The following is an 18,671-nucleotide window of genomic DNA, read 5'->3' as shown; positions in this document are numbered from 1 at the left end:
ATCGCGGCCACGGTCCGGGCGCTCCGCCGCCGGCCTGGGATACCAAGATTGTCGGATTATCAACCTTCTGCTATCAAAACCGGGGGTAGCAAGTGAATTTCCGGGCCCGGATCAACCTCCGGTTGCCAGGCGGGAAGGTTGGTCATGGTAACGTCAATGACTGGGTTCGCGACCGAGACTGGCGAGGCCGCGGGCCACGCCTGGGTCTGGGACCTGCGCAGCGTCAACGCCCGCGGGCTGGACCTGAGGCTGCGCCTGCCCGAATGGCTGAGCGGGCTTGAACCCAAGCTGCGCGGTCGCATCAATGAAAATCTGTCCCGTGGAAACCTTTCGGTCAGCCTGCGCGTGCAGCGGGCCGAGACAGGTTCCCCCCTGGAGGTCGACCGTGAAGGTCTGGCCGTTGTCCTGAAGGCGCTCCAGGAGGTCGAGGCCGGGGCCGAAGCCAGCGGTTTCGTACTCGGGCCGACAGGCGCGCTGGAGCTGCTTGGCTTTCGCGGCGTGCTGGCGTCCCAGGACCGGATGGAGGCCGAGCCGGACGCCGCCGTCCTGGACGGGCTTGTCGGCAGCTTCGACACGGCACTCGCATCCCTGGTCGGGATGCGGCGGGCCGAGGGGGACGCGCTGTCGCTGGTACTCTCCCGCCAGCTAGACGAGATCGGGGAGCTGACGGCACGGGCGCGGGAGGCTGCCGCCGAGCGGCAGAACAGCGCCGCCGAGCGTCTGCGTCAGAACATCCGCCTGATCCTCGACAATGCCGATTTCGCCGACGAGGGGCGGCTGGCCCAGGAGCTGGCCGTGCTGGCCGTCAAGGCCGACATCACCGAGGAGATCGACCGCCTGGAAGCCCATGTCGGCGCCGCGCGCGAGTTGCTTCGCGCCGAGGGGCCAATCGGGCGCAAGCTGGATTTCCTGATGCAGGAATTCAACCGTGAGGCCAATACCTTGTGCTCCAAGTCCGGATCGGCCGATCTGACGCGGACCGGACTTGACCTCAAGGCCGTGATCGATCAGATGCGCGAACAGGTTCAAAACGTGGAGTGAACATGCGGTCGCGCAGGGGTTTGTTGCTTATCCTGTCGTCACCATCGGGTGCCGGCAAATCCACCCTGGCCAACCGCCTGCGCAACTGGGACCCCGATATCGTCTTCTCCGTCTCGGCCACGACCCGCGCCCCCCGACCCGGGGAGCTTGACGGACGCGAGTATTATTTCCGCAGCCGCGAGTCCTTCCTGGCCATGGTCGAGGATGGTGACATGCTGGAACATGCGGAGGTTTTCGGCAATCTCTACGGCTCGCCCCAGGGTCCCGTCGAAGAGGCGATCGTCGAGGGGCGCGACGTGCTGTTCGACATCGACTGGCAGGGCGGTCAGCAGATCCGCAATTCGGCCCTGGCCGAGGATGTGGTGTCGATCTTCATCCTGCCCCCCTCGATCGCCGAGCTTGAGCGCCGCCTGCGGTCGCGCGACCAGGACAGCGATGAGGTGATCGCCGCCCGCATGCAGAAAAGCCGCGACGAGATCAGCCACTGGGCCGAATATGACTATGTCCTGGTCAACCGCGACCTCGACGAGACCGAGATGAAACTGCGCGCGATCCTGCAGGCCGAGCGTCTGCGCCGCAGCCGCCAGGTGGGGCTGGTGGATCTGGTGCGCGAACTGAACAAAGAATTCGGAGACAGGTGATGACGATCTATGCCCTGGGGGACCGCTGTCCCGTGCTGCCCAGCGATGGCGATTACTGGATCGCCCCCGATGCCAATGTCATCGGCGGGATCATCGTGCACTCGGGCGCCTCGATCTGGTTCGGCGTCACGCTGCGCGGCGACAACGAGGATATCGTCGTCGGCGAGGGGACGAACATCCAGGATCATTGCGTGCTGCACACCGACATGGGCTACCCGCTGACCATCGGGCGCAACTGCACCGTTGGCCACAAGGCGACGCTGCATGGCTGCACCATCGGCGACGAGACCCTTGTCGGCATGGGCGCCATGGTGATGAACGGTGCCAAGGTGGGGCGCAATTGCCTGATCGGCGCGGGCGCTTTGGTCACCGAGGGCAAGGAGATCCCCGACGGCTCGATGGTGCTGGGCGCCCCCGGCAAGGTCGTCCGCCAGATCGACGAGGCCACCATGGAGGTGCTGCGCCAGGCCGCCGTCTCCTACCAGAACAACATGCGGCGTTTCCGCGACGGTCTGAAGGTCCTGCCGGCATGAGCGGCGCATCCGACACCCCGAATAGTACCCGCGACGCCGCGAACGCCCTGCGCCGCACGGCGTTTCCGGCCAGCAGCAGCCGCGCCGTCAGCAGCCCGATCATGCCCTCGGTCGTCTATGCCTCGGCCACGCCCGACGCGCTGGACGATCAGTACGAGGGCCGCGCCAAGGGCTTCACCTATTCCCGCGAAGGCCACCCCAATGCCGAGGCCTTGGCGCGCCGCATCGACATGATGGAAGGCGTCGAGGGCGGTATCGTCACCGGCTCGGGGATGGGGGCCGTGACGGCCATGTTCATGGGGCTTCTGAAAGCCAGCGACCATGTGGTTGCGGGCAACCAGCTTTATGGCCGTTCCCTGCGGATGCTGTCGGACCAGCTTCCGCGTCTGGGGATCGAGGCGACCCTGGCCGACCCCACCGACGCCAGCGCGATCGAGGCGGCGCTGACCGACCAGACCCGCCTGATCCTGGTCGAGACCGTCTCGAACCCGACCCTGCGGGTGCCCGACCTTGAGGCGATCGCCGAACTGGCCCGTCGCCGCGGCGTGCTGCTGGCGGTCGATAACACCTTCACGACGCCGCTGGCCTACCGTGCGCTCGACGCAGGCGCGGATATCGTGATCCACTCGATCACCAAGCTGCTTTCAGGCCATTCGGACGCGATGCTTGGCTATGTCGCTGCCCGCGACCCCGAGCTGATGCGCGCCATGGAAGAAACCGCCGTCACCCTGGGCCTGACCGCCAGCCCCTTCGATTGCTGGCTGGCAGAGCGGGGCCTTCTGACTTTCGAGCTGCGTTATCGCCGGGCGTGCGAGAACGCGGCGAAACTGGCCGATTGTCTGGCCGATCTGCCCGGCGTGCGCCGGGTGCTTTACCCCGGTCGCTCCGACCACCCCGATCATCAGCGTGCCATGGCGCTTTTCGGCGGGCAGGGGGGCAACATGGTCAGCTTCGAGGTCGAGGGCGGTCGCGCCGCCGCCAACCGGCTGGTCGCGGCGGCGCCCGATCTGCCCTTCGCGCCGACCCTGGGCGACGTGGCGACGACACTGTCGCATCCGCCATCCTCCTCCCACCGGGCCCTGACGGCGGAGCGACGCGAGGCGCTTGGCATCTCCGAGGGGTTCTTCCGCGTTTCGGTGGGGATCGAGGAGGCCGATCAGCTGTGCGAGGAGCTGCGCCGCGCCGTTGCGGCCGCCGCGGGCTGAGCAATGAAAAAAGCGGCCCCATCCCGGCCGCCCTTCCTGCCCGTCCGTGAGCTGGGACCGGGCCTTCCAACGCGTGATCCGACCGGTTCAGTCGTGAAGCGCGCCCCTTGCCGACATCCCCGACACCGCCTCGGCGCCAACGGCCGGATAGGTGTAGAAGGTGCAGCGGACCGACGGACAGCTGTCGCGCACGTCGCGGGCGACCACCTCGCTGTCCAGCCGCGGCTCCACCCCCACCACCAGAACGCCGCCGTATCTTGCCGCTTCAAGGCGCCGTGCCACTTCGACCGCGTCGAAACCGTTGCGGATCGCGGGGGTGACTATGGTGCGGGGCGACAGTTCACGCAGGGCGCTGACGGTCAGGCTGCGGAAACTCATCAGCCGCACGTCCGCGGCGATCGAACCGGCCCGCATCCCCGCCCATTCACTTGCACCGCAGTCGTCCAGAAGGAATATGGTCTCGGGGTGAGGCAAGCCACGGAGGTTCGAACTGGCGGCCGGAATGGCCGAGGACAAATTCGCTGCACGCATTGTCTAACCCGTAAACAAAAAAGCAAAACCGGAACTCACATTACTGCAATACCAATCCGGCAGATATTTGACCAGTCCACAAAGATTGTGACGTAACGACTCAATTGATTAACATGCCCCGAACTGGGCGTGGCGAGGGATCCAAGTGATTGATAAGACGACGCAATCAATATTAAACGGACTTCCGCAACCGATAGTTGCAATAGGAGTCGACGAGCGGATCGCCTTTTTGAATCAGGAGGCGCGGGCCCTTTTCGGAGCCGGTGTCGAGGGGCGCCATTACGCAACCGCCATTCGTCAGCCCGCCTTGCTGGAGGCCATCGACCGGGTCGGTCGGGGAGGGGAGCCGGAGTTTGCGACACTCATGCGCTCGACCGGCGGCTCGGACCAGGCCTTCCGCGTTCACGTGGCGCCGTTCGAGGGGCGCGCGACCGACGGGCAGGCGCGGGCGCGGCCGCTGGTTCTGTCGTTCGAGGATGTCTCGCAGCAACGGGCGGCCGGCCAGATCCGGCGCGATTTCGTGGCCAACGTCAGCCACGAGCTGCGCACACCGCTGACTGCGCTCACCGGTTTCATCGACACGTTGCAGGGCGCCGCGCGCGATGACGCGGCGGCCCGGGACCGGTTCCTGGCGATCATGGCGCGCGAAGCGGGGCGGATGAACCGCCTGGTCGAGGACCTGCTGTCGCTGTCCCGGGTCGAGGCCGAGGAGAGGATGCGCCCGCTTGACCGGATCGATCTTGTGGCGCTGAGCCGTTCGGCCATGGCCAGCCTCCTGCCATTGGCCGAGGAAGCCGGAGCGCGGCTGGAGCTTGAGACGAGCCATGACAGCCTTGTCGTGCGGGGCGATGCCGATCAGCTGACGCAGGTCCTGCAGAATCTGGTCGAGAACGGGGTGAAATACGGCGCCCGGGGCGACAAGGACTCAGGGGCGAATGTGGTCACCATCCGCCTGGGCGTGATCGCGCATGAACCTGTCCTGCGCCAGGCCGGGGCCGTGATGGAGGTGGCCGACCGTGGCCCGGGCATCGACCCTCTGCATCTTCCGCGCCTGACGGAACGCTTTTACCGGGTCGACAGCCACCGCTCCCGCGAGATGGGGGGGACGGGTCTGGGCCTGGCCATCGTCAAGCATATCGTGAATCGCCATCGCGGACGGCTTCGCATCACGTCCGAGAAGGGGCAGGGCAGCCGCTTCACCGTCATCCTGCCGATGGAATGATCGGCGGGTTTCGACCCAAAACGGCCTTTCGGGGCGGAAAATCTCGGAAATGGCGGATTGTCATGAAACTGTTACGCTGGTGTCACAAAAGCATTGTGGACGCGCCCTATCTGGGCGTCATGGATGCTCGAGACAGGGCGTCCTGAGGAACCTGAATTGGAGCTTGACCGAATGACCCTCGTGAAACTGACCGCTACCGCGTTGGCCCTCGCGGCCGTCAGCGCAACCGCCGCCACCGCACGTGATCAGATCCGCATTGTCGGTTCGTCCACCGTCTTCCCGTTTTCGACCGCCGTGGCCGAGCAATTCGGCAAGACCACCGATTTCGCCACCCCGGTCGTCGAATCGACCGGCTCGGGCGGCGGCCTCAAGCTGTTCTGCTCGGGCGTCGGCACCGAGCATCCGGACATCACCAATGCCTCGCGCCGCATGAAGGAGAAGGAATTCAAACTCTGCGCCGACAATGGTGTGACCGAGGTTACCGAGGCCGTCGTCGGCTTTGACGGTATCGTCGTTGCCAACTCCAAGGACGGCCCCCGGTTCGAGCTGACCCGCGCCCAGCTGGTCGAAGCCCTGGCCGCCAACGGCCCACTGCCCACCAACTGGTCCGAGATCGACCCCTCGCTGCCCGCCATCAAGATCGAGGTTCTGGGCCCGCCGCCGTCCTCGGGCACCCGCGACGCCTTTGAAGAGCTGGTCATGCACGAGGGCTGCGAAGACACCGACAAGGTCGAGTGCGAAGGCGTCACTGTCCGTGAGGACGGTGTCTATGTCGAGGCTGGCGAGAACGACAACCTGATCGTCTCGAAGCTGGAAGCCAACCCCAACGCACTGGGCATCTTCGGCTTCTCGTTCCTTGACCAGAACGCCGACAAGATCCAGGGCGCCGTGGTCGACGGGGTCGAGCCGACCTTCGAGAACATCGCCGACGGCGAATACCCCGTGTCGCGCTCGCTCTACTTCTACATCAAGAACGCGCATGTGGGCGTGGTGCCGGGCCTGCAGGAATACGCCAACGAATTCCTCAGCGATGCCGCCTCGGGCGAAGAGGGCTACCTGATCGACAAGGGCCTGATCCCGCTGGCCGAGGACAAGCATGACGAAATCGCCGACAACGTCGCCAACCTGACCCCCATGACGGGGAACGAGTGGCAATAATTCGCGAAGACGGATAAACCGGCGCGGAATCACGTTCCGCGCCGGCACCCGACCGCCGGCACTACCGGCGGTCGTTCGACATTGAAGGCCCTGCAGTTGACGCAGGGAGAAGACGAAGGGGCAAAGGATGCTGGGCACAACATTCGTCGTCATTCTGGCATTGTCGGCGGGCTGGTATTTCCTTCTCAGACGTCGGGCCATGGCGGCCGCCGGTCCGCGGCTTGCGGACCTGCACTCGCGCCCCTCCTACCACGGCTTCTACGCCGCGCTGGGATCGTTCCTGGCCGGCACGGCGGTTTTGCTGGTGGTTGGCATCGGCTGGGGCCTGTGGAACGACATGCAGCTCCAGAACCAGATTGGTCAGGCCCTGCCGGAAAGCAGCGCGATCGAGCGTCAGCTGGTCCTGTCGGATGCCAAGGCCGTGGCCGACGGCGCGCTGCCCTCGCGCAGCGGCGAGCTGCGCAGCGCCGTGGCCGAGCGTCACGCCACCCTAGAGACTGCCCGCCAATGGGGCACCGCCGCACTGGCGCTGGCCGCCGCGCTGGCCTTCGGCCTGCTGGCCTGGCGTCGCAGCGACCGCGACTTCCGCGCCCGCAACCGCACCGAGCGGATGGTGACCATCGTCCTGTGGGCGACCGCCGCGATCGCCGTTCTGACGACGCTGGGCATCGTGCTGTCGCTGATCTTCGAGACGGCCAACTTCTTCTCCAACATCGGCTGGCGGATCGATAAATTCCTGTTCGGCACAACCTGGAGCCCGCTTTCCGGCGTTCAAAGCGGCCAGATGAATCCCGACAAGGTTGGGGCCGTGCCGCTCTTTGCGGGCACCTTCCTGATCACCCTGATCGCGATGATCGTGGCCGTGCCCATCGGCCTGATGGCCGCGATCTACCTGGCCGATTTCGCCTCTCCGCGAACCCGCTCGGTGGTCAAGCCGATGCTCGAGATCCTGGCCGGTATCCCGACGGTGGTTTACGGCTTCTTCGCCGCCATCACCGTGGCGCCCTTCATCCGCCAGTCCGGCGAGGCGCTTGGCATCTCGGTCGCCTCCGAAAGCGCGCTGGCGGCCGGTGTCGTGATGGGGATCATGATCATCCCCTTCATCTCGTCGCTCAGCGATGACGTCATCAACGCGGTTCCCCAATCCCTGCGCGACGGCTCCTACGGGCTGGGCGCCACCAAGGCCGAAACCATCCGCCAGGTGGTTCTGCCGTCGGCGCTGCCGGGGATCGTCTCGGCGGTGCTGCTGGGTGTCAGCCGCGCCGTGGGCGAGACGATGATCGTGGTGATGGCCGCAGGGCAGGGGGCGAACCTGACCCTGAACCCGCTGGAGGCCGTGACCACCGTGACCGTGCAGATCGTGATGCTGATCACCGGCGACACCGAGGCATCGACCGCCGCAGGACCGGCCTTTACCCTGGGCTTCACCCTGTTCTGCATCACGCTGCTGATGAATATCATCGCCCTGCGGATCGTCCGCCGCTACCGTGAACTTTATGACTGAGGCTGGACAGATGACCGATCAAGCCCCCGAACAAGCGACCGACCGCCCCGCGACCCCGCGCAGCGACATCCACGGCGGCCCCGAGGCCGCCCGCCGTCTGCGTGGCCGCCGCCGGGCCGAGACGCGCTTGCGGATCTATGGCCAGATGGCGATCGGGCTGGCGGCGCTGGCGCTGGTGGCGCTGTTGTGGTCGGTCGTCGGCAAGGCCTCCGGTGCGCTGACCGAACATTACGTCACCCTGCCGGTGACACTGGACGCCAAGGAACTGGGCCTGAAAGAGCCCGAGCCCACGCCGCAGCAGATCCTGCGGTCCGATTTCAACGGGTTGACCAAGGACACGCTGCGCGTGCGCTTTCCCACCGTGAAGGGTCGCAGCGAGAAGCGCGAGCTTTACGACCTGTTGTCCGGTGGCGCCAGTTTCGAGCTGGCCGAGATGGTCACCGCCAACCCGTCGCTGCTGGGTCAGACCATCGAATTCCGCTTTCTGGCCTCGGACGTGGCCGACCTTTACCTCAAGGGCGACTACGGCACGCTTGAGCCGATGGAGACAAGCGGCACGCTGACCGTGACCCTTGACGATGACGAGGCGACGCTGACCTCCAGCTCGGCGGAGGATTTCGCCTCGGTGCTGGGACAGGTGCGCGCCAGCCTGCTGGACCGCGCGGCCCGGCTTCAGCGACAGGCCGACCGCCAGCAGGCGGGCGTCGAGGCTTTCACCCGCCGGGCCGAGGCCGCCGAGGATGCCGAGACCCGCGAAAGCAATCAGGCTCTTGCCGCCGAACGCACCGCCAACCGCGACAAGCTTCTGGCCGAGGTTGCCGATCTGAAGACCCGCGCCGAGGGTGGCGATGCCGCCGAGGCGCTGAACGACGCCAACGACTCGCTTTTCGTGCGGCTGGGCGGCGGCTGGGTGCGGATCGAATCCCTGACCAGCCGCGCCGCGACCGGCGCCGTCATGGCCCCGCTGACCGAACTGGAGGGCGCGGGCGCGGGTCCGGTTGAGGTGGCGGACTGGCAGCTCATGCGCTCGACCGTGGCGGCCGAGGCGCGCAAGGTCTCGGACGCCCAGATCGTCTGGCTGGAGGACCTGCGCGAGAAGGGCGCCGTGGATCAGGTCTTCAACTGGCGCTTATTCAGCGCCTCGGACTCGCGCGAGCCCGAGCTTGCCGGCATCTGGGGGGCGGCCGTGGGCACCTTCTGGACCATGCTGGTGACCTTCGCGCTGGCCTTCCCCATCGGCGTTCTCTCGGCGATCTACCTTGAGGAATTCGCGCCGCGGAACCGCTGGACCGACTTCATCGAGGTCAACATCAACAACCTCGCCGCCGTGCCCTCGATCGTCTTCGGTCTGCTGGGCCTTGCGGTCTTTCTGGGCGTCTTCGGCGTGCCGCGATCGGCGCCACTGGCGGGCGGCATCGTGCTGGCCCTGATGACGCTGCCGACGGTGATCATCGCCAGTCGCGCCTCGATCCGGGCGGTGCCGCCCTCGATCCGCGACGCGGCGCTGGGGCTTGGCGCCTCAAGGTTGCAGACCTCGTTCCACCATGTGCTGCCCCTGGCGATGCCCGGCATCCTGACCGGCACGATCATCGGCATGGCCCAGGCCCTGGGCGAGACGGCACCGCTGATCCTGATCGGCATGGTGGCCTTCATCGTCGACGTGCCCGGCGGCATCACCGACAGCGCCACTGTGCTGCCGGTTCAGGTCTACCGCTGGTCGGATTTTCCCGAACGCGCCTTCGAGGCGCGGACCGCGGCGGCGATCTGCGTGCTGCTGGCGTTCCTGGTGGTGATGAATGCGCTGGCGGTGTTCCTGCGCCGCCGGTTCGAGCGTAGATGGTAAGGGGCAGGGCGATGAACGATCCGCGACAGATCTCAGCACAGACGGAGAAGGCTTTGGACTCCAACGACATCAAGATCAGGGCCCGCGACGTGCAGGTCTATTACGGCGACAACCACGCCATCAAGGACGTGGACGTGGACATCCTCGACAAGACGGTGACCGCGTTCATCGGCCCGTCGGGCTGTGGCAAGTCGACCTTCCTGCGCTGCATCAACCGGATGAACGACACCATCGACATCGCCCGGATCGAGGGCGAGATCCTGCTGGACGGGCAGGACATCTACGACCCCTCCATCGACCCGGTGCAGCTTCGGGCCAAGGTGGGCATGGTGTTCCAGAAACCCAACCCGTTCCCCAAGTCGATCTACGACAACATCGCCTATGGCCCGCGCATCCACGGTCTGGCCCGCAACCGCGCGGAACTGGACGAAATCGTCGAAAAATCCCTGCGCCGCGGCGCCATCTGGGACGAGGTCAAGGACCGGCTGGACGCGCCCGGCACCTCGCTTTCGGGCGGTCAGCAGCAGCGCCTGTGCATTGCCCGCGCCGTCGCGACCGAGCCTGAGGTCCTGCTGATGGACGAGCCGTGCTCGGCGCTGGACCCCATCGCCACCGCGCAGGTCGAGGAGCTGATCGACGAGCTTCGCGCGCGCTATTCGGTGGTGATCGTGACCCACTCGATGCAGCAGGCCGCCCGCGTCAGCCAGCGCACCGCCTTCTTCCACCTTGGAAACCTTGTGGAATACGGCCTGACCAGCGACATCTTCACCAATCCCCGCGACAGCCGCACCGAGAGCTACATCACCGGCCGGATCGGCTAAGGAGAGATCACAATGTCCGACAAAGCCCATATCGCCTCTGCCTTCGACCGCGACCTCGAGACCATTCAGGCACTCATCATGAAGATGGGCGGGCTGGTCGAGGCCGCGATCATGGACGCCGCCCGCTCGCTCGAGAACCGCGACGAAGATCTTGCCGACCAGGTGCGCCGCAATGACAAACTGATCGACGCTATGGAGGAAGAGATCAACGCCGAGGCCGTGCGCGTCATTGCCCTGCGCGCGCCCATGGGCAGCGACCTGCGCCTCGTGCTGTCGGTCATCAAGATCAGCGCCAACCTGGAACGTGTTGGCGACTATGCGAAAAACATGGGCAAGCGCACCTCCGCACTGGTCCAGATGGAGCAGATCGAAGGGGCAGGGGGTGCCCTGCGCCGGATGTCCAAGGCGGTCGAGCAGATGCTGCGCGATGTGCTTGATGCCTATATCCAGGGCGATGCCGCCTTGGCCGAGGATGTCCGCCAGCGCGACGCCGACGTCGACCAGATGTACACCGCGCTGTTCCGCCAGTTCGTGACCTACATGATCGAGGATCCGCGCAACATCACCTCGTGTATGCACCTGCATTTCATCGCCAAGAACATCGAGCGCATGGGCGATCATGTGACCTCGATCGCCGAACAGGTGGTCTTCATGGTGACCGGCGAGCTGCCGGACGAGGATCGCTCCAAGGGCGACCGCACCAGCTATGACCGGCTGACCGGGGATCTCTGATCGGGGGACCGAGCATGAGTGCCAACCCCGACCAGCCGCTGATCCTGGTGGTCGAGGACGAGGACGCGCAGCGCGAGGTCCTTGTCTACAACCTGACCGCCGAGGGCTACCGCGTGATCGCCGCCGCCGATGGTGACCAGGCGATGGAGCGTATCGCCGAGGAAACGCCCGACCTTCTGGTCCTGGACTGGATGATGCCGGGTCTGTCGGGGATCGAGATCTGCCGCCGCCTGAAGACCCGCGAGGCGACGGCCAACATGCCGATCATCATGCTGTCGGCGCGGTCCGAAGAGGCCGACCGCGTCCGCGGCCTTGAGACCGGCGCCGATGATTACGTGGTCAAACCCTTTTCGGTGGCCGAGTTGCTGGCACGGGTGCGCGCCAGCCTGCGGCGGGTGCGCCCGGCCTCGGTAGGGGGGCGGTTGACCTTCCAGGACATCGTGCTGGATTCCGAAACCCACAAGGTCACCCGCGCCGACAAACCGATCAAGCTTGGCCCGACCGAGTTTCGTCTGCTGGCCACCTTCATGGAGCGTCCAGGCCGCGTCTTCAGCCGCGATCAGTTGCTGGACCGTGTCTGGGGGCGCGACATCTACGTAGACAGCCGCACGGTGGACGTGCATGTCGGCCGTCTGCGCAAGGCCCTGGGTGAGCATGGCGGCGAGGATCCGTTGCGCACGGTGCGCGGCGCCGGATACGCCTTGGGCTGAGGGACCGTAAGAGCCCGCAGGACTTGGGTGAAGCGGTTTGCAGGGGCGAGTGCCACGCAAGCAAACCTAATACGTATAATTGGTATTATGTAAATAATGGATTAACGCGACGTTCTGTTGCGCCCCCATGTCACATAAGACCAAAGAACATCTGAAACCTTCCGCAAAGCCCTGAAACCATACTCAATCTATGGTAAACGGAAGCTTCTGCATGCGCTTGCGCGTCCTCAATAACCTTGCGACCGACCGCCGGCCGCAGCGCGGAGACCAAAGATGTCATCGATCCTGATCCTCAACGGACCCAACCTCAATCTCCTGGGCACTCGGCAGCCCGAAGTATACGGCGCCCACACCCTCGCGGATGTCGAAGCGCTGTGCCGCTCGGTCGCAAAGGATCTGGGCCTGACGGTCCGCTTTGCGCAGTCGAACCACGAAGGCGTCCTGATCGACGAGATCCACGCCTGCCGTGGCAAGGATGACGGCATCCTGCTCAACGCCGGCGCCTACACACACACGTCGATCGCCCTGATGGACGCGATCCGTTCGGCCGAGGTTCCCGTGGTCGAGGTTCACCTGTCGAACATCCATGCGCGGGAAAGCTACCGGCACCGGTCCTACATCGCGCCGGTCGCCGTCGGACAGATCGCCGGCTTCGGCATCCAAGGCTATGAGCTGGGCCTGCGGGCGCTGGCCGCCCATGGCAAGGAAGATGGGAAGGCTCCGGGCGGATGACATTCGACCACCTGCACCGCCTGCTGGATGCCCAGAGCCTCGAGGAGATCTGGGAAATCCATACCACGAAGATGGCCGAGTTCGGATTCGATCGTCTTCTCTATGGGTTTACGCGGTATTATTCAGGCAGATCCTACGGTGATCTCGACGACATCCTGACCCTGTCGAACCACCCGCGCGCCTATCTCGACGATTATCTTGGCAAACGGCTTTTCATGAGCGGCCCGGCGCTGCACCAGCTGACAGAAGGTTGTAGTGAGATCAGCTGGGGCCCGATCGAGGAGCGGTTTGCCAAGGGGCTGCTCACCGAGGCCGAGGCTGAGGTCTGGGAATTCAATCGTCGCTGGGACGCCAACGTGGGATATTCGCTGGGCTTTCAAGGCATCTCGACCCGGTCTGTGGGGGCACTCAGCCTCGCGGCGCGGCCCGGTCTGAGCCAGGACGAGATCGACGAGGTCTGGCAACGCGAAGGTCGCGACATCGTCCTGATGAACCGGGTCATGCACCTCAAGGTCAGCCAGATGCCCTACCAGGGTCACCGGCGCCCGCTGACACCCCGGCAGATCGAGGTGTTGGAATGGGTCGCCGACGGCAAGACCATGCAGGACATTGCCCAGATCGTCGGCCTGAAGGTCGCCACGGTCGAGAAGCACCTGCGCCTTGCGCGCGAAACGCTGGACGTGGAAACCACAGCCCAGGCGGTTGCCAAAGCCTCTATAATGAACCAGATTTTCGTCAGCCAACCCCACCGTCCCGCTGAGCCGGGCGAGGAGATTCGGGATCCAGGTCCGTTCGATGGTTTCACCGAGAGCGATCGGGGAAGATCCGAGGGCTGATTTCGGGGGAAACTCCCCTGCCCTCTGAAACTTTCTGTCTAGCATCGCTTCACGCAATAATTTTGCGGCCTGCAATTCGACTATACGAAAGAATAGGCAGCCCTATCCTTTCGAGGTAGGGAATCCCTGACTTTTGCCTCCTCCCCGAAAAGGGGACACTCTTTACCGTTCCGTGAGTGATGGCTTAGGCCATGGGACTGGCGACCTGGGGGTCTGAATTCATTTTAATCAGCAAGTCCAAGTCGTCCCGGTTTCGACCGGTATAAATTGCCGACAGGAAAATTCCGGTCCGGTCGGTGGTCGCAGAACGAACGGGAGGTTTCCGCGAGATCTGCACAAATGAAAGGGTGGCCGATTGGAATCCGGCCACCCTTTTGTATTTTGAGAATCTTGTCCGATATAAAAACGTAGATCAGGATCCGGCGGCGGGGCCGCCGGAGGTTGATCAGGCGTTCATCTTCGCGACTTCCTCGGCGAAGTTCTCGGCTTCCTTCTCGATCCCCTCGCCCACTTCCAGGCGCACGAAACCGGTGATCTCGACGCCGGCTTCCTTGGCGGCCTCGGCCACGGTCTGGTCGGGGTTGATGACGAAAGCCTGGCCCAGAAGGGTCACTTCGGAGAGGAACTTCTTCATGCGGCCTTCGATCATCTTCTCGATGACCTGCTCGGGCTTGCCGGATTCACGGGCCTGCTCGGTCAGGACGCTTTTCTCGCGCTCGACCAGGGCCTGGTCCAGGTCGGCTTCGCCCAGCGATGCGGGGTTGGCGGCGGCGACGTGCATTGCGATCTGACGGCCGATGCCGTTGTCGGTGCCGTTCATGGCGATCAGCACGCCGATCTTGCCCATGTTCTCGGCAGCTTGGTTGTGAACGTAGGCGGTGACGGTCTCACCGCTGATCTTGGCCATCCGGCGGATCGCCATGTTCTCGCCCACGGTTGCGATCTTGTCGGTCAGGATGTCCTCGACCTTCTTGCCGTTGATGTCGCTGGCCTTCAGCTCATCGACCGAACCGACCTTCAGGGCGGCTTTCGAGAAATCAGCGACCATCGCCTGGAAATCGGCGTTCTTGGCGACGAAGTCGGTCTCGGCGTTCACCTCGAGGGCGACGGCTTCGCCACCTTCGATAGCGACGGCGACCAGGCCCTCGGCGGCGGTACGGCCGGACTTCTTGGCGGCCTTCGCCAGACCCTTGGTCCGCAGCCAGTCGACGGCGGCTTCCATGTCGCCATTGTTCTCGGTCAGCGCCTTCTTGGCGTCCATCATGCCTGCGCCGGTGGTGTCGCGCAGCTCTTTTACCTGTGCAGCTGTGATCGCCATGTCATGGCTCCTTTGCAAATGGTTGGGGGCCGGACGGGGCGGTGCCCGTCCGGTCTGCAATCTGGGGAAGAAGGATCAGACCTTCTCGCCGGGCTCGCTGTTTTCCAGGTCGTAGGGCGCGTCCTTGGCGACGGCGTCGTCGGCCACGGTCTCCGAGGAGGCATTGCCAACCTCGACGCCTTCGCCCTCGGCGACGGCCTCTTCCTCGGGGGCCTCTTCCATGGCACCCAGGTCGAAACCAGCGGCGCCCATCTGGGCGGACATGCCGTCCAGGGCAGCGCGGCTGACCAGGTCACAGTAGAGAGCGATGGCGCGGGCCGCGTCATCGTTGCCGGGGATGATGTAGTCGACGCCATCGGGCGAGGCGTTGGTGTCGACGACGGCGACGACCGGAATGCCCAGCTTCTTGGCTTCGGCGATGGCCAGATCTTCCTTGTTCACGTCGATGACGAACAGCAGATCGGGAACGCCACCCATCTCGCGGATACCGCCAAGCGAGGCTTCCAGCTTGACCTGCTCGCGCTCCATGCCCAGACGCTCTTTCTTGGTCAGGCCTTCAACGCCGTTCTGCATCTGCTCGTCGATCGCCTTGAGGCGGTTGATCGAGTTCGACACGGTTTTCCAGTTGGTCAGCGTGCCGCCCAGCCAGCGGTGGTTCATGTAGTATTGTGCGCAACGCTCGGCGGCGTCTGCGACGGGCTTCTGGGCCTGACGCTTGGTGCCGACGAACAGGATGCGGCCGCCCTTGGCGACGGTGTCGCGCACGACCTGCAGGGCCTGATCCAGCATCGGGACGGTCTGCGTCAGGTCGAGAATGTGAATGCCGTTCTTGTCACCATAGATGAACTCGCCCATGCGGGGGTTCCAACGCTGGGTCTGGTGACCGAAGTGAACGCCAGCTTCAAGCAGCTGACGCATGGTGAAATCGGGGAGCGCCATGTCCAATATCCTTTTCCGGTTTGCGCCTCGGCAGATCCATCAAGGGCTGTTGCCCAACCGGCGGACCGTCCGGGATTTCTCCCCTTCCGGCCCAGGATCCACCTGTGAAGTGCCCGCGCATTAGGCCATCGCGGGGGAATGCGCAAGCCCCGACCGTGGCCCGACCCAAGATTTGCGCCTTCCTCCCCTTGCGCGGGCTGCCGCCACGGGTCATCCCTCGGGCATGACACGCGCATCCGATCCAATGCTTTGCGACATCCTGTGCCTGGGCGCCGCCCATTGGGACGTGATCGGCCACGGCACGGGCAATGTCGTGCGCGGCGCCGATCTGCCCGGTCGGGTAAAGCGGCGGCCGGGCGGCGTAGCGTTGAACCTGGCGCTGGCGATGAGCGAGGTGTCCGCGCGGTCTGTCGGGCTGCTGGCCGCAGTGGGCGATGATGCGGAGGGACAGGCCCTGGTCGCGCACTGCACCGCGCAAGGGATAACGACCGACGGAATCCTACGCCTAAGCGGCCACGCCACCGACAGCTATGTGGCGATCGAGGACCCGGACGGGCTTGTCTGCGCCATCGCCGATACCGGAACACAGCTTGCCGCCGGGACGCGCATCCTGGCCCCGCTGGAGCATGGCACGTTCAGCGGCGTCGCCGTGATCGACGGCAACCTCGCGCCCGAGGTGCTGTTGCGCGCGCTGGAGCATCTTGCGCTGGCGCGGATCTGTCTGGTTGCGGCATCGCCCGCCAAGGCGAGCCGCCTTGCCAATCTGACGGCGGCGGGCGCCCTGCCCCATGCCACGCTTTACGCCAATCTGGCCGAGGCCGCCGCCATCTGCGGCGAAACTTTCGACGACAGCACGGCGGCTGCCCGCGCGCTGGTCGGGGCCGGCTTTGGCCGCGCGGTCGTGACCGATGGGCCCCGGCTGGCGGCCGATTGCGCGGAAGGCCGGGAGACGGCCACCCTCTGCCCGCCGCCTTTCAGCGCGGGCGCCCGTGTCACCGGCGCGGGCGACCGGTTCGCGGCCGCCCATATCACCGCCGTGCTGGACGGGCGGGATCCGGTCCGGGCCCTGGGCCAGGCCATCGCCGCCGCAGGCCAGGTGACCGACCAGGCCCATGAAGCCTCAACCCATGTTACGGCCCCGACACTAAAGAAAGGTCGCACAGATGTCTGAACTGCCTCTCGAAATCCTGCCCGAGCTGCGCGAGGCGCTGCGTGACGGGCGCCCCGTTGTCGCGCTGGAAAGCACCATCATCACCCATGGCATGCCCCACCCCGACAATATCGAGACCGCCCGCCGGGTCGAGGATGCGGTAAGGGAGGCGGGCGCCCTGCCCGCCACCATCGCCATCATGGACGGACGCATCCACGTGGGCCTGGACGCCGAGCGGCTTGAACGGCTGGCGACCGCCCGGGACGCGCGCAAACTGTCACGCGCCGATCTCGCGGCCTGCCTTGCCCGGGGGGAGACCGGTTCCACCACCGTGGCGGCGACCATGATCTGCGCCCACCTGGCGGGGATCGAGGTTTTTGCCACCGGCGGCATCGGCGGGGTTCACCGGGGCGCCGAGGAAAGCTTCGACATCTCCGCCGACCTGCAAGAGCTGTCGCGCACCCCCGTCAGCGTTGTCTGCGCGGGGGCCAAGGCGATCCTGGACATCGACAAGACGCTGGAGGTGCTGGAGACCCTGGGCGTGCCCGTCATCACCCGCGGCTCGGACGCCTTTCCCGCCTTCTGGGCGCGGGACTCGGGCCGGCCCAGCCCCCTGCGCATGGACGACCCGGCCATGATCGCCCGCGCCCACCGCATGCGCGCGCGCCTCGGTCTCGGGGGCGGCCAGCTGATCGCCAACCCCATCCCCTCAGAGGCCGAGATCCCCATGTCGCGCATCGCCCCCCTGATCGAGCAGGCGGTCGAGGAGGCCCGGCGCGACGGCATCGCCGCCAAGTCCGTGACCCCGCACCTGCTGGGCCGGATCCTGGAGCTGACGGGGGGCGAGTCCCTCTCCGCGAATGTGGCACTGGTGCTGAACAATGCCCGTCTTGCCGCCGAAATCGCCAAAGCTCTGTGCGAAACGGAATAAAAGCGGCAAATCGGACCCGCGCGCGTTGGATTCCGCCCAGCCTTTGCTTAGGTTTGGCCCAGCATCAAGATCGGTAGCCCATGACCTCCCCAAACGACCTTTCCCCTGCGGACCCGCCCAAGCGTCGCGGCCCGCGCGCATTTGCCCGGCTGAGGGGCAATTTCCTGGCCGGTCTCATCGTCGTTGTGCCCGTCGCCCTGACCCTGTGGCTGATCTGGGCGGTGACCGGCTGGATCGACAGCTGGGTGCTGCCGCTGGTCCCGGCCAAGCTGGCACCCAAACAGTATATCGGCGTCGACCTGCGCGGCGTCGGCGTCGTGATCTTCCTGATCTTCACCGTCATCATCGGCTGGCTGGCCAAGGGGATCATGGGCCGCTCGCTGTTGGGACTGGGGGAAAGCATCGTCGACCGCATGCCGGTGGTCCGCTCGATCTACAACGGCGTCAAGCAGCTGGTCGAAACCGCGCTCAGTCAGGGCGAGGCCTCGTTCGACAAGGCCGTGCTGGTCCAATACCCGCGCGAGGGGCTGTGGGCGATCGCCTTCGTCTCCACCCCCGCCAAGGGCGAGATCGCGGCCAAGGCCCCGCCCGAGGGCGAGCTTCTGTCGGTCTTCCTGCCGACGACGCCGAACCCGACATCGGGCTTTCTGCTTTTCGTGCCACGCAGCAACGTCATCTTCCTCGACATGTCGGTCGAGGATGCGGCCAAGCTGGTGATCTCGGCGGGCCTGGTCTATCCGAACCCCAAGGATCCCACCAAGCCCTCGGTGCCCGCCTCCTCGCTGGGCACCCAGTTGACCGTCGATCCGTACGCCACGAAATGA

At 65.5% G+C, this 18,671-nt stretch carries 18 protein-coding genes and 2 pseudogenes; 17 read left to right on the top strand and 3 right to left on the bottom strand.

What is annotated here, in order from left to right; genetic code table 11:
* Nucleotides 1-156: 156 nt before the first annotated feature.
* The 4 genes from CLV77_RS07330 to CLV77_RS07315 are packed head-to-tail and all read left to right on the top strand — an operon-like array spanning nt 157 to nt 3,420.
* Nucleotides 157-1,041 carry a YicC/YloC family endoribonuclease gene (locus CLV77_RS07330; RefSeq protein ID WP_233128070.1) on the top strand — a complete coding sequence of 295 codons (885 nt, stop codon included), beginning with the start codon at nt 157-159 and terminating at the stop codon, nt 1,039-1,041.
* 2 nt (nt 1,042-1,043) lie between these two features.
* Complete coding sequence (gene gmk / locus CLV77_RS07325) at nt 1,044-1,682, top strand: guanylate kinase (RefSeq protein ID WP_076978593.1); 639 nt, start codon at nt 1,044-1,046, stop codon at nt 1,680-1,682.
* On the top strand, nt 1,682-2,215 hold the full coding sequence (locus CLV77_RS07320) for a gamma carbonic anhydrase family protein (RefSeq protein WP_076978594.1): 534 nt from the start codon (nt 1,682-1,684) through the stop codon (nt 2,213-2,215). The genes gmk and CLV77_RS07320 overlap by 1 nt, the downstream gene beginning before the upstream one ends.
* Nucleotides 2,212-3,420, top strand: a complete 1,209-nt coding sequence (locus CLV77_RS07315) for a trans-sulfuration enzyme family protein (protein WP_076978595.1) — start codon at nt 2,212-2,214, stop codon at nt 3,418-3,420. The genes CLV77_RS07320 and CLV77_RS07315 overlap by 4 nt, the downstream gene beginning before the upstream one ends.
* A gap of 87 nt (nt 3,421-3,507) precedes the next feature.
* On the opposite strand, the gene CLV77_RS07310 is transcribed toward CLV77_RS07315, so the two are convergent.
* Nucleotides 3,508-3,951, bottom strand: a complete 444-nt coding sequence (locus tag CLV77_RS07310; protein WP_143815090.1) for a hypothetical protein — start codon at nt 3,949-3,951, stop codon at nt 3,508-3,510.
* Between the two features lie 148 nt (nt 3,952-4,099).
* Between CLV77_RS07310 and CLV77_RS07305 the strand changes: the two genes are divergently transcribed.
* From CLV77_RS07305 to CLV77_RS07265, 10 genes and pseudogenes are all read left to right on the top strand, one after another.
* The gene (locus CLV77_RS07305; RefSeq protein ID WP_100053060.1) at nt 4,100-5,173 is read left to right on the top strand and encodes an ATP-binding protein; all 1,074 of its coding nucleotides are present in this window, start codon (nt 4,100-4,102) and stop codon (nt 5,171-5,173) included.
* Between the two features lie 171 nt (nt 5,174-5,344).
* Complete coding sequence (locus CLV77_RS07300; protein ID WP_076978598.1) at nt 5,345-6,331, top strand: PstS family phosphate ABC transporter substrate-binding protein; 987 nt, start codon at nt 5,345-5,347, stop codon at nt 6,329-6,331.
* Nucleotides 6,332-6,458: 127 nt separating this feature from the next.
* On the top strand, nt 6,459-7,835 hold the full coding sequence (gene pstC, locus CLV77_RS07295; RefSeq protein WP_076978599.1) for a phosphate ABC transporter permease subunit PstC: 1,377 nt from the start codon (nt 6,459-6,461) through the stop codon (nt 7,833-7,835).
* Nucleotides 7,828-8,349: pseudogene (locus CLV77_RS16850) on the top strand (DUF3333 domain-containing protein); the annotation flags it as partial. The gene pstC and the pseudogene CLV77_RS16850, both read left to right, overlap by 8 nt.
* A gap of 528 nt (nt 8,350-8,877) precedes the next feature.
* Nucleotides 8,878-9,678, top strand: a pseudogene (gene pstA / locus CLV77_RS16705) (phosphate ABC transporter permease PstA); the annotation flags it as partial.
* Between the two features lie 11 nt (nt 9,679-9,689).
* Complete coding sequence (gene pstB, locus CLV77_RS07285) at nt 9,690-10,499, top strand: phosphate ABC transporter ATP-binding protein PstB (RefSeq protein WP_076978600.1); 810 nt, start codon at nt 9,690-9,692, stop codon at nt 10,497-10,499.
* Between the two features lie 12 nt (nt 10,500-10,511).
* Entirely contained in the window at nt 10,512-11,231 is a 720-nt protein-coding gene (gene phoU, locus CLV77_RS07280) for a phosphate signaling complex protein PhoU (protein WP_076978601.1), read from the top strand.
* Nucleotides 11,232-11,245: 14 nt separating this feature from the next.
* Nucleotides 11,246-11,941: a phosphate regulon transcriptional regulator PhoB gene (gene phoB / locus CLV77_RS07275; RefSeq protein WP_076978602.1), complete on the top strand. Its 696-nt coding sequence runs from the start codon at nt 11,246-11,248 to the stop codon at nt 11,939-11,941.
* A 273-nt stretch (nt 11,942-12,214) separates the two neighbouring features.
* Nucleotides 12,215-12,673, top strand: a complete 459-nt coding sequence (gene aroQ / locus CLV77_RS07270; RefSeq protein WP_076978603.1) for a type II 3-dehydroquinate dehydratase — start codon at nt 12,215-12,217, stop codon at nt 12,671-12,673.
* Nucleotides 12,670-13,509, top strand: coding sequence for a LuxR family transcriptional regulator (locus CLV77_RS07265; protein ID WP_076978604.1), 840 nt, complete (start codon nt 12,670-12,672; stop codon nt 13,507-13,509). The genes aroQ and CLV77_RS07265 overlap by 4 nt, the downstream gene beginning before the upstream one ends.
* A 445-nt stretch (nt 13,510-13,954) precedes the next feature.
* On the opposite strand, the gene tsf is transcribed toward CLV77_RS07265, so the two are convergent.
* Nucleotides 13,955-14,827: a translation elongation factor Ts gene (gene tsf, locus CLV77_RS07260; protein WP_076978605.1), complete on the bottom strand. Its 873-nt coding sequence runs from the start codon at nt 14,825-14,827 to the stop codon at nt 13,955-13,957.
* A gap of 75 nt (nt 14,828-14,902) precedes the next feature.
* A complete protein-coding gene (rpsB, locus tag CLV77_RS07255) occupies nt 14,903-15,766 on the bottom strand; it encodes a 30S ribosomal protein S2 (RefSeq protein WP_076978606.1) in 864 nt (287 codons plus the stop codon).
* 223 nt (nt 15,767-15,989) lie between these two features.
* Here rpsB and CLV77_RS07250 point away from each other — a divergent pair, with 223 nt between their 5' ends.
* The 3 genes from CLV77_RS07250 (at nt 15,990) to CLV77_RS07240 (ending at nt 18,671) form a co-directional block, all read left to right on the top strand.
* Complete coding sequence (locus CLV77_RS07250; protein WP_236861002.1) at nt 15,990-16,937, top strand: PfkB family carbohydrate kinase; 948 nt, start codon at nt 15,990-15,992, stop codon at nt 16,935-16,937.
* Nucleotides 16,930-17,847, top strand: a complete 918-nt coding sequence (locus CLV77_RS07245; RefSeq protein WP_076978608.1) for a pseudouridine-5'-phosphate glycosidase — start codon at nt 16,930-16,932, stop codon at nt 17,845-17,847. Before CLV77_RS07250 ends, CLV77_RS07245 begins: the two co-directional genes overlap by 8 nt.
* An 80-nt stretch (nt 17,848-17,927) precedes the next feature.
* A complete protein-coding gene (locus CLV77_RS07240; protein ID WP_076978609.1) occupies nt 17,928-18,671 on the top strand; it encodes a DUF502 domain-containing protein in 744 nt (247 codons plus the stop codon).

The organism is Brevirhabdus pacifica, from assembly GCF_002797755.1.
In the GTDB taxonomy this organism is placed as follows: domain Bacteria; phylum Pseudomonadota; class Alphaproteobacteria; order Rhodobacterales; family Rhodobacteraceae; genus Brevirhabdus; species Brevirhabdus pacifica.
The sequence above is the reverse complement of the archived record's forward strand: the minus strand, read 5'-3'. Positions and strand labels throughout refer to the sequence as shown.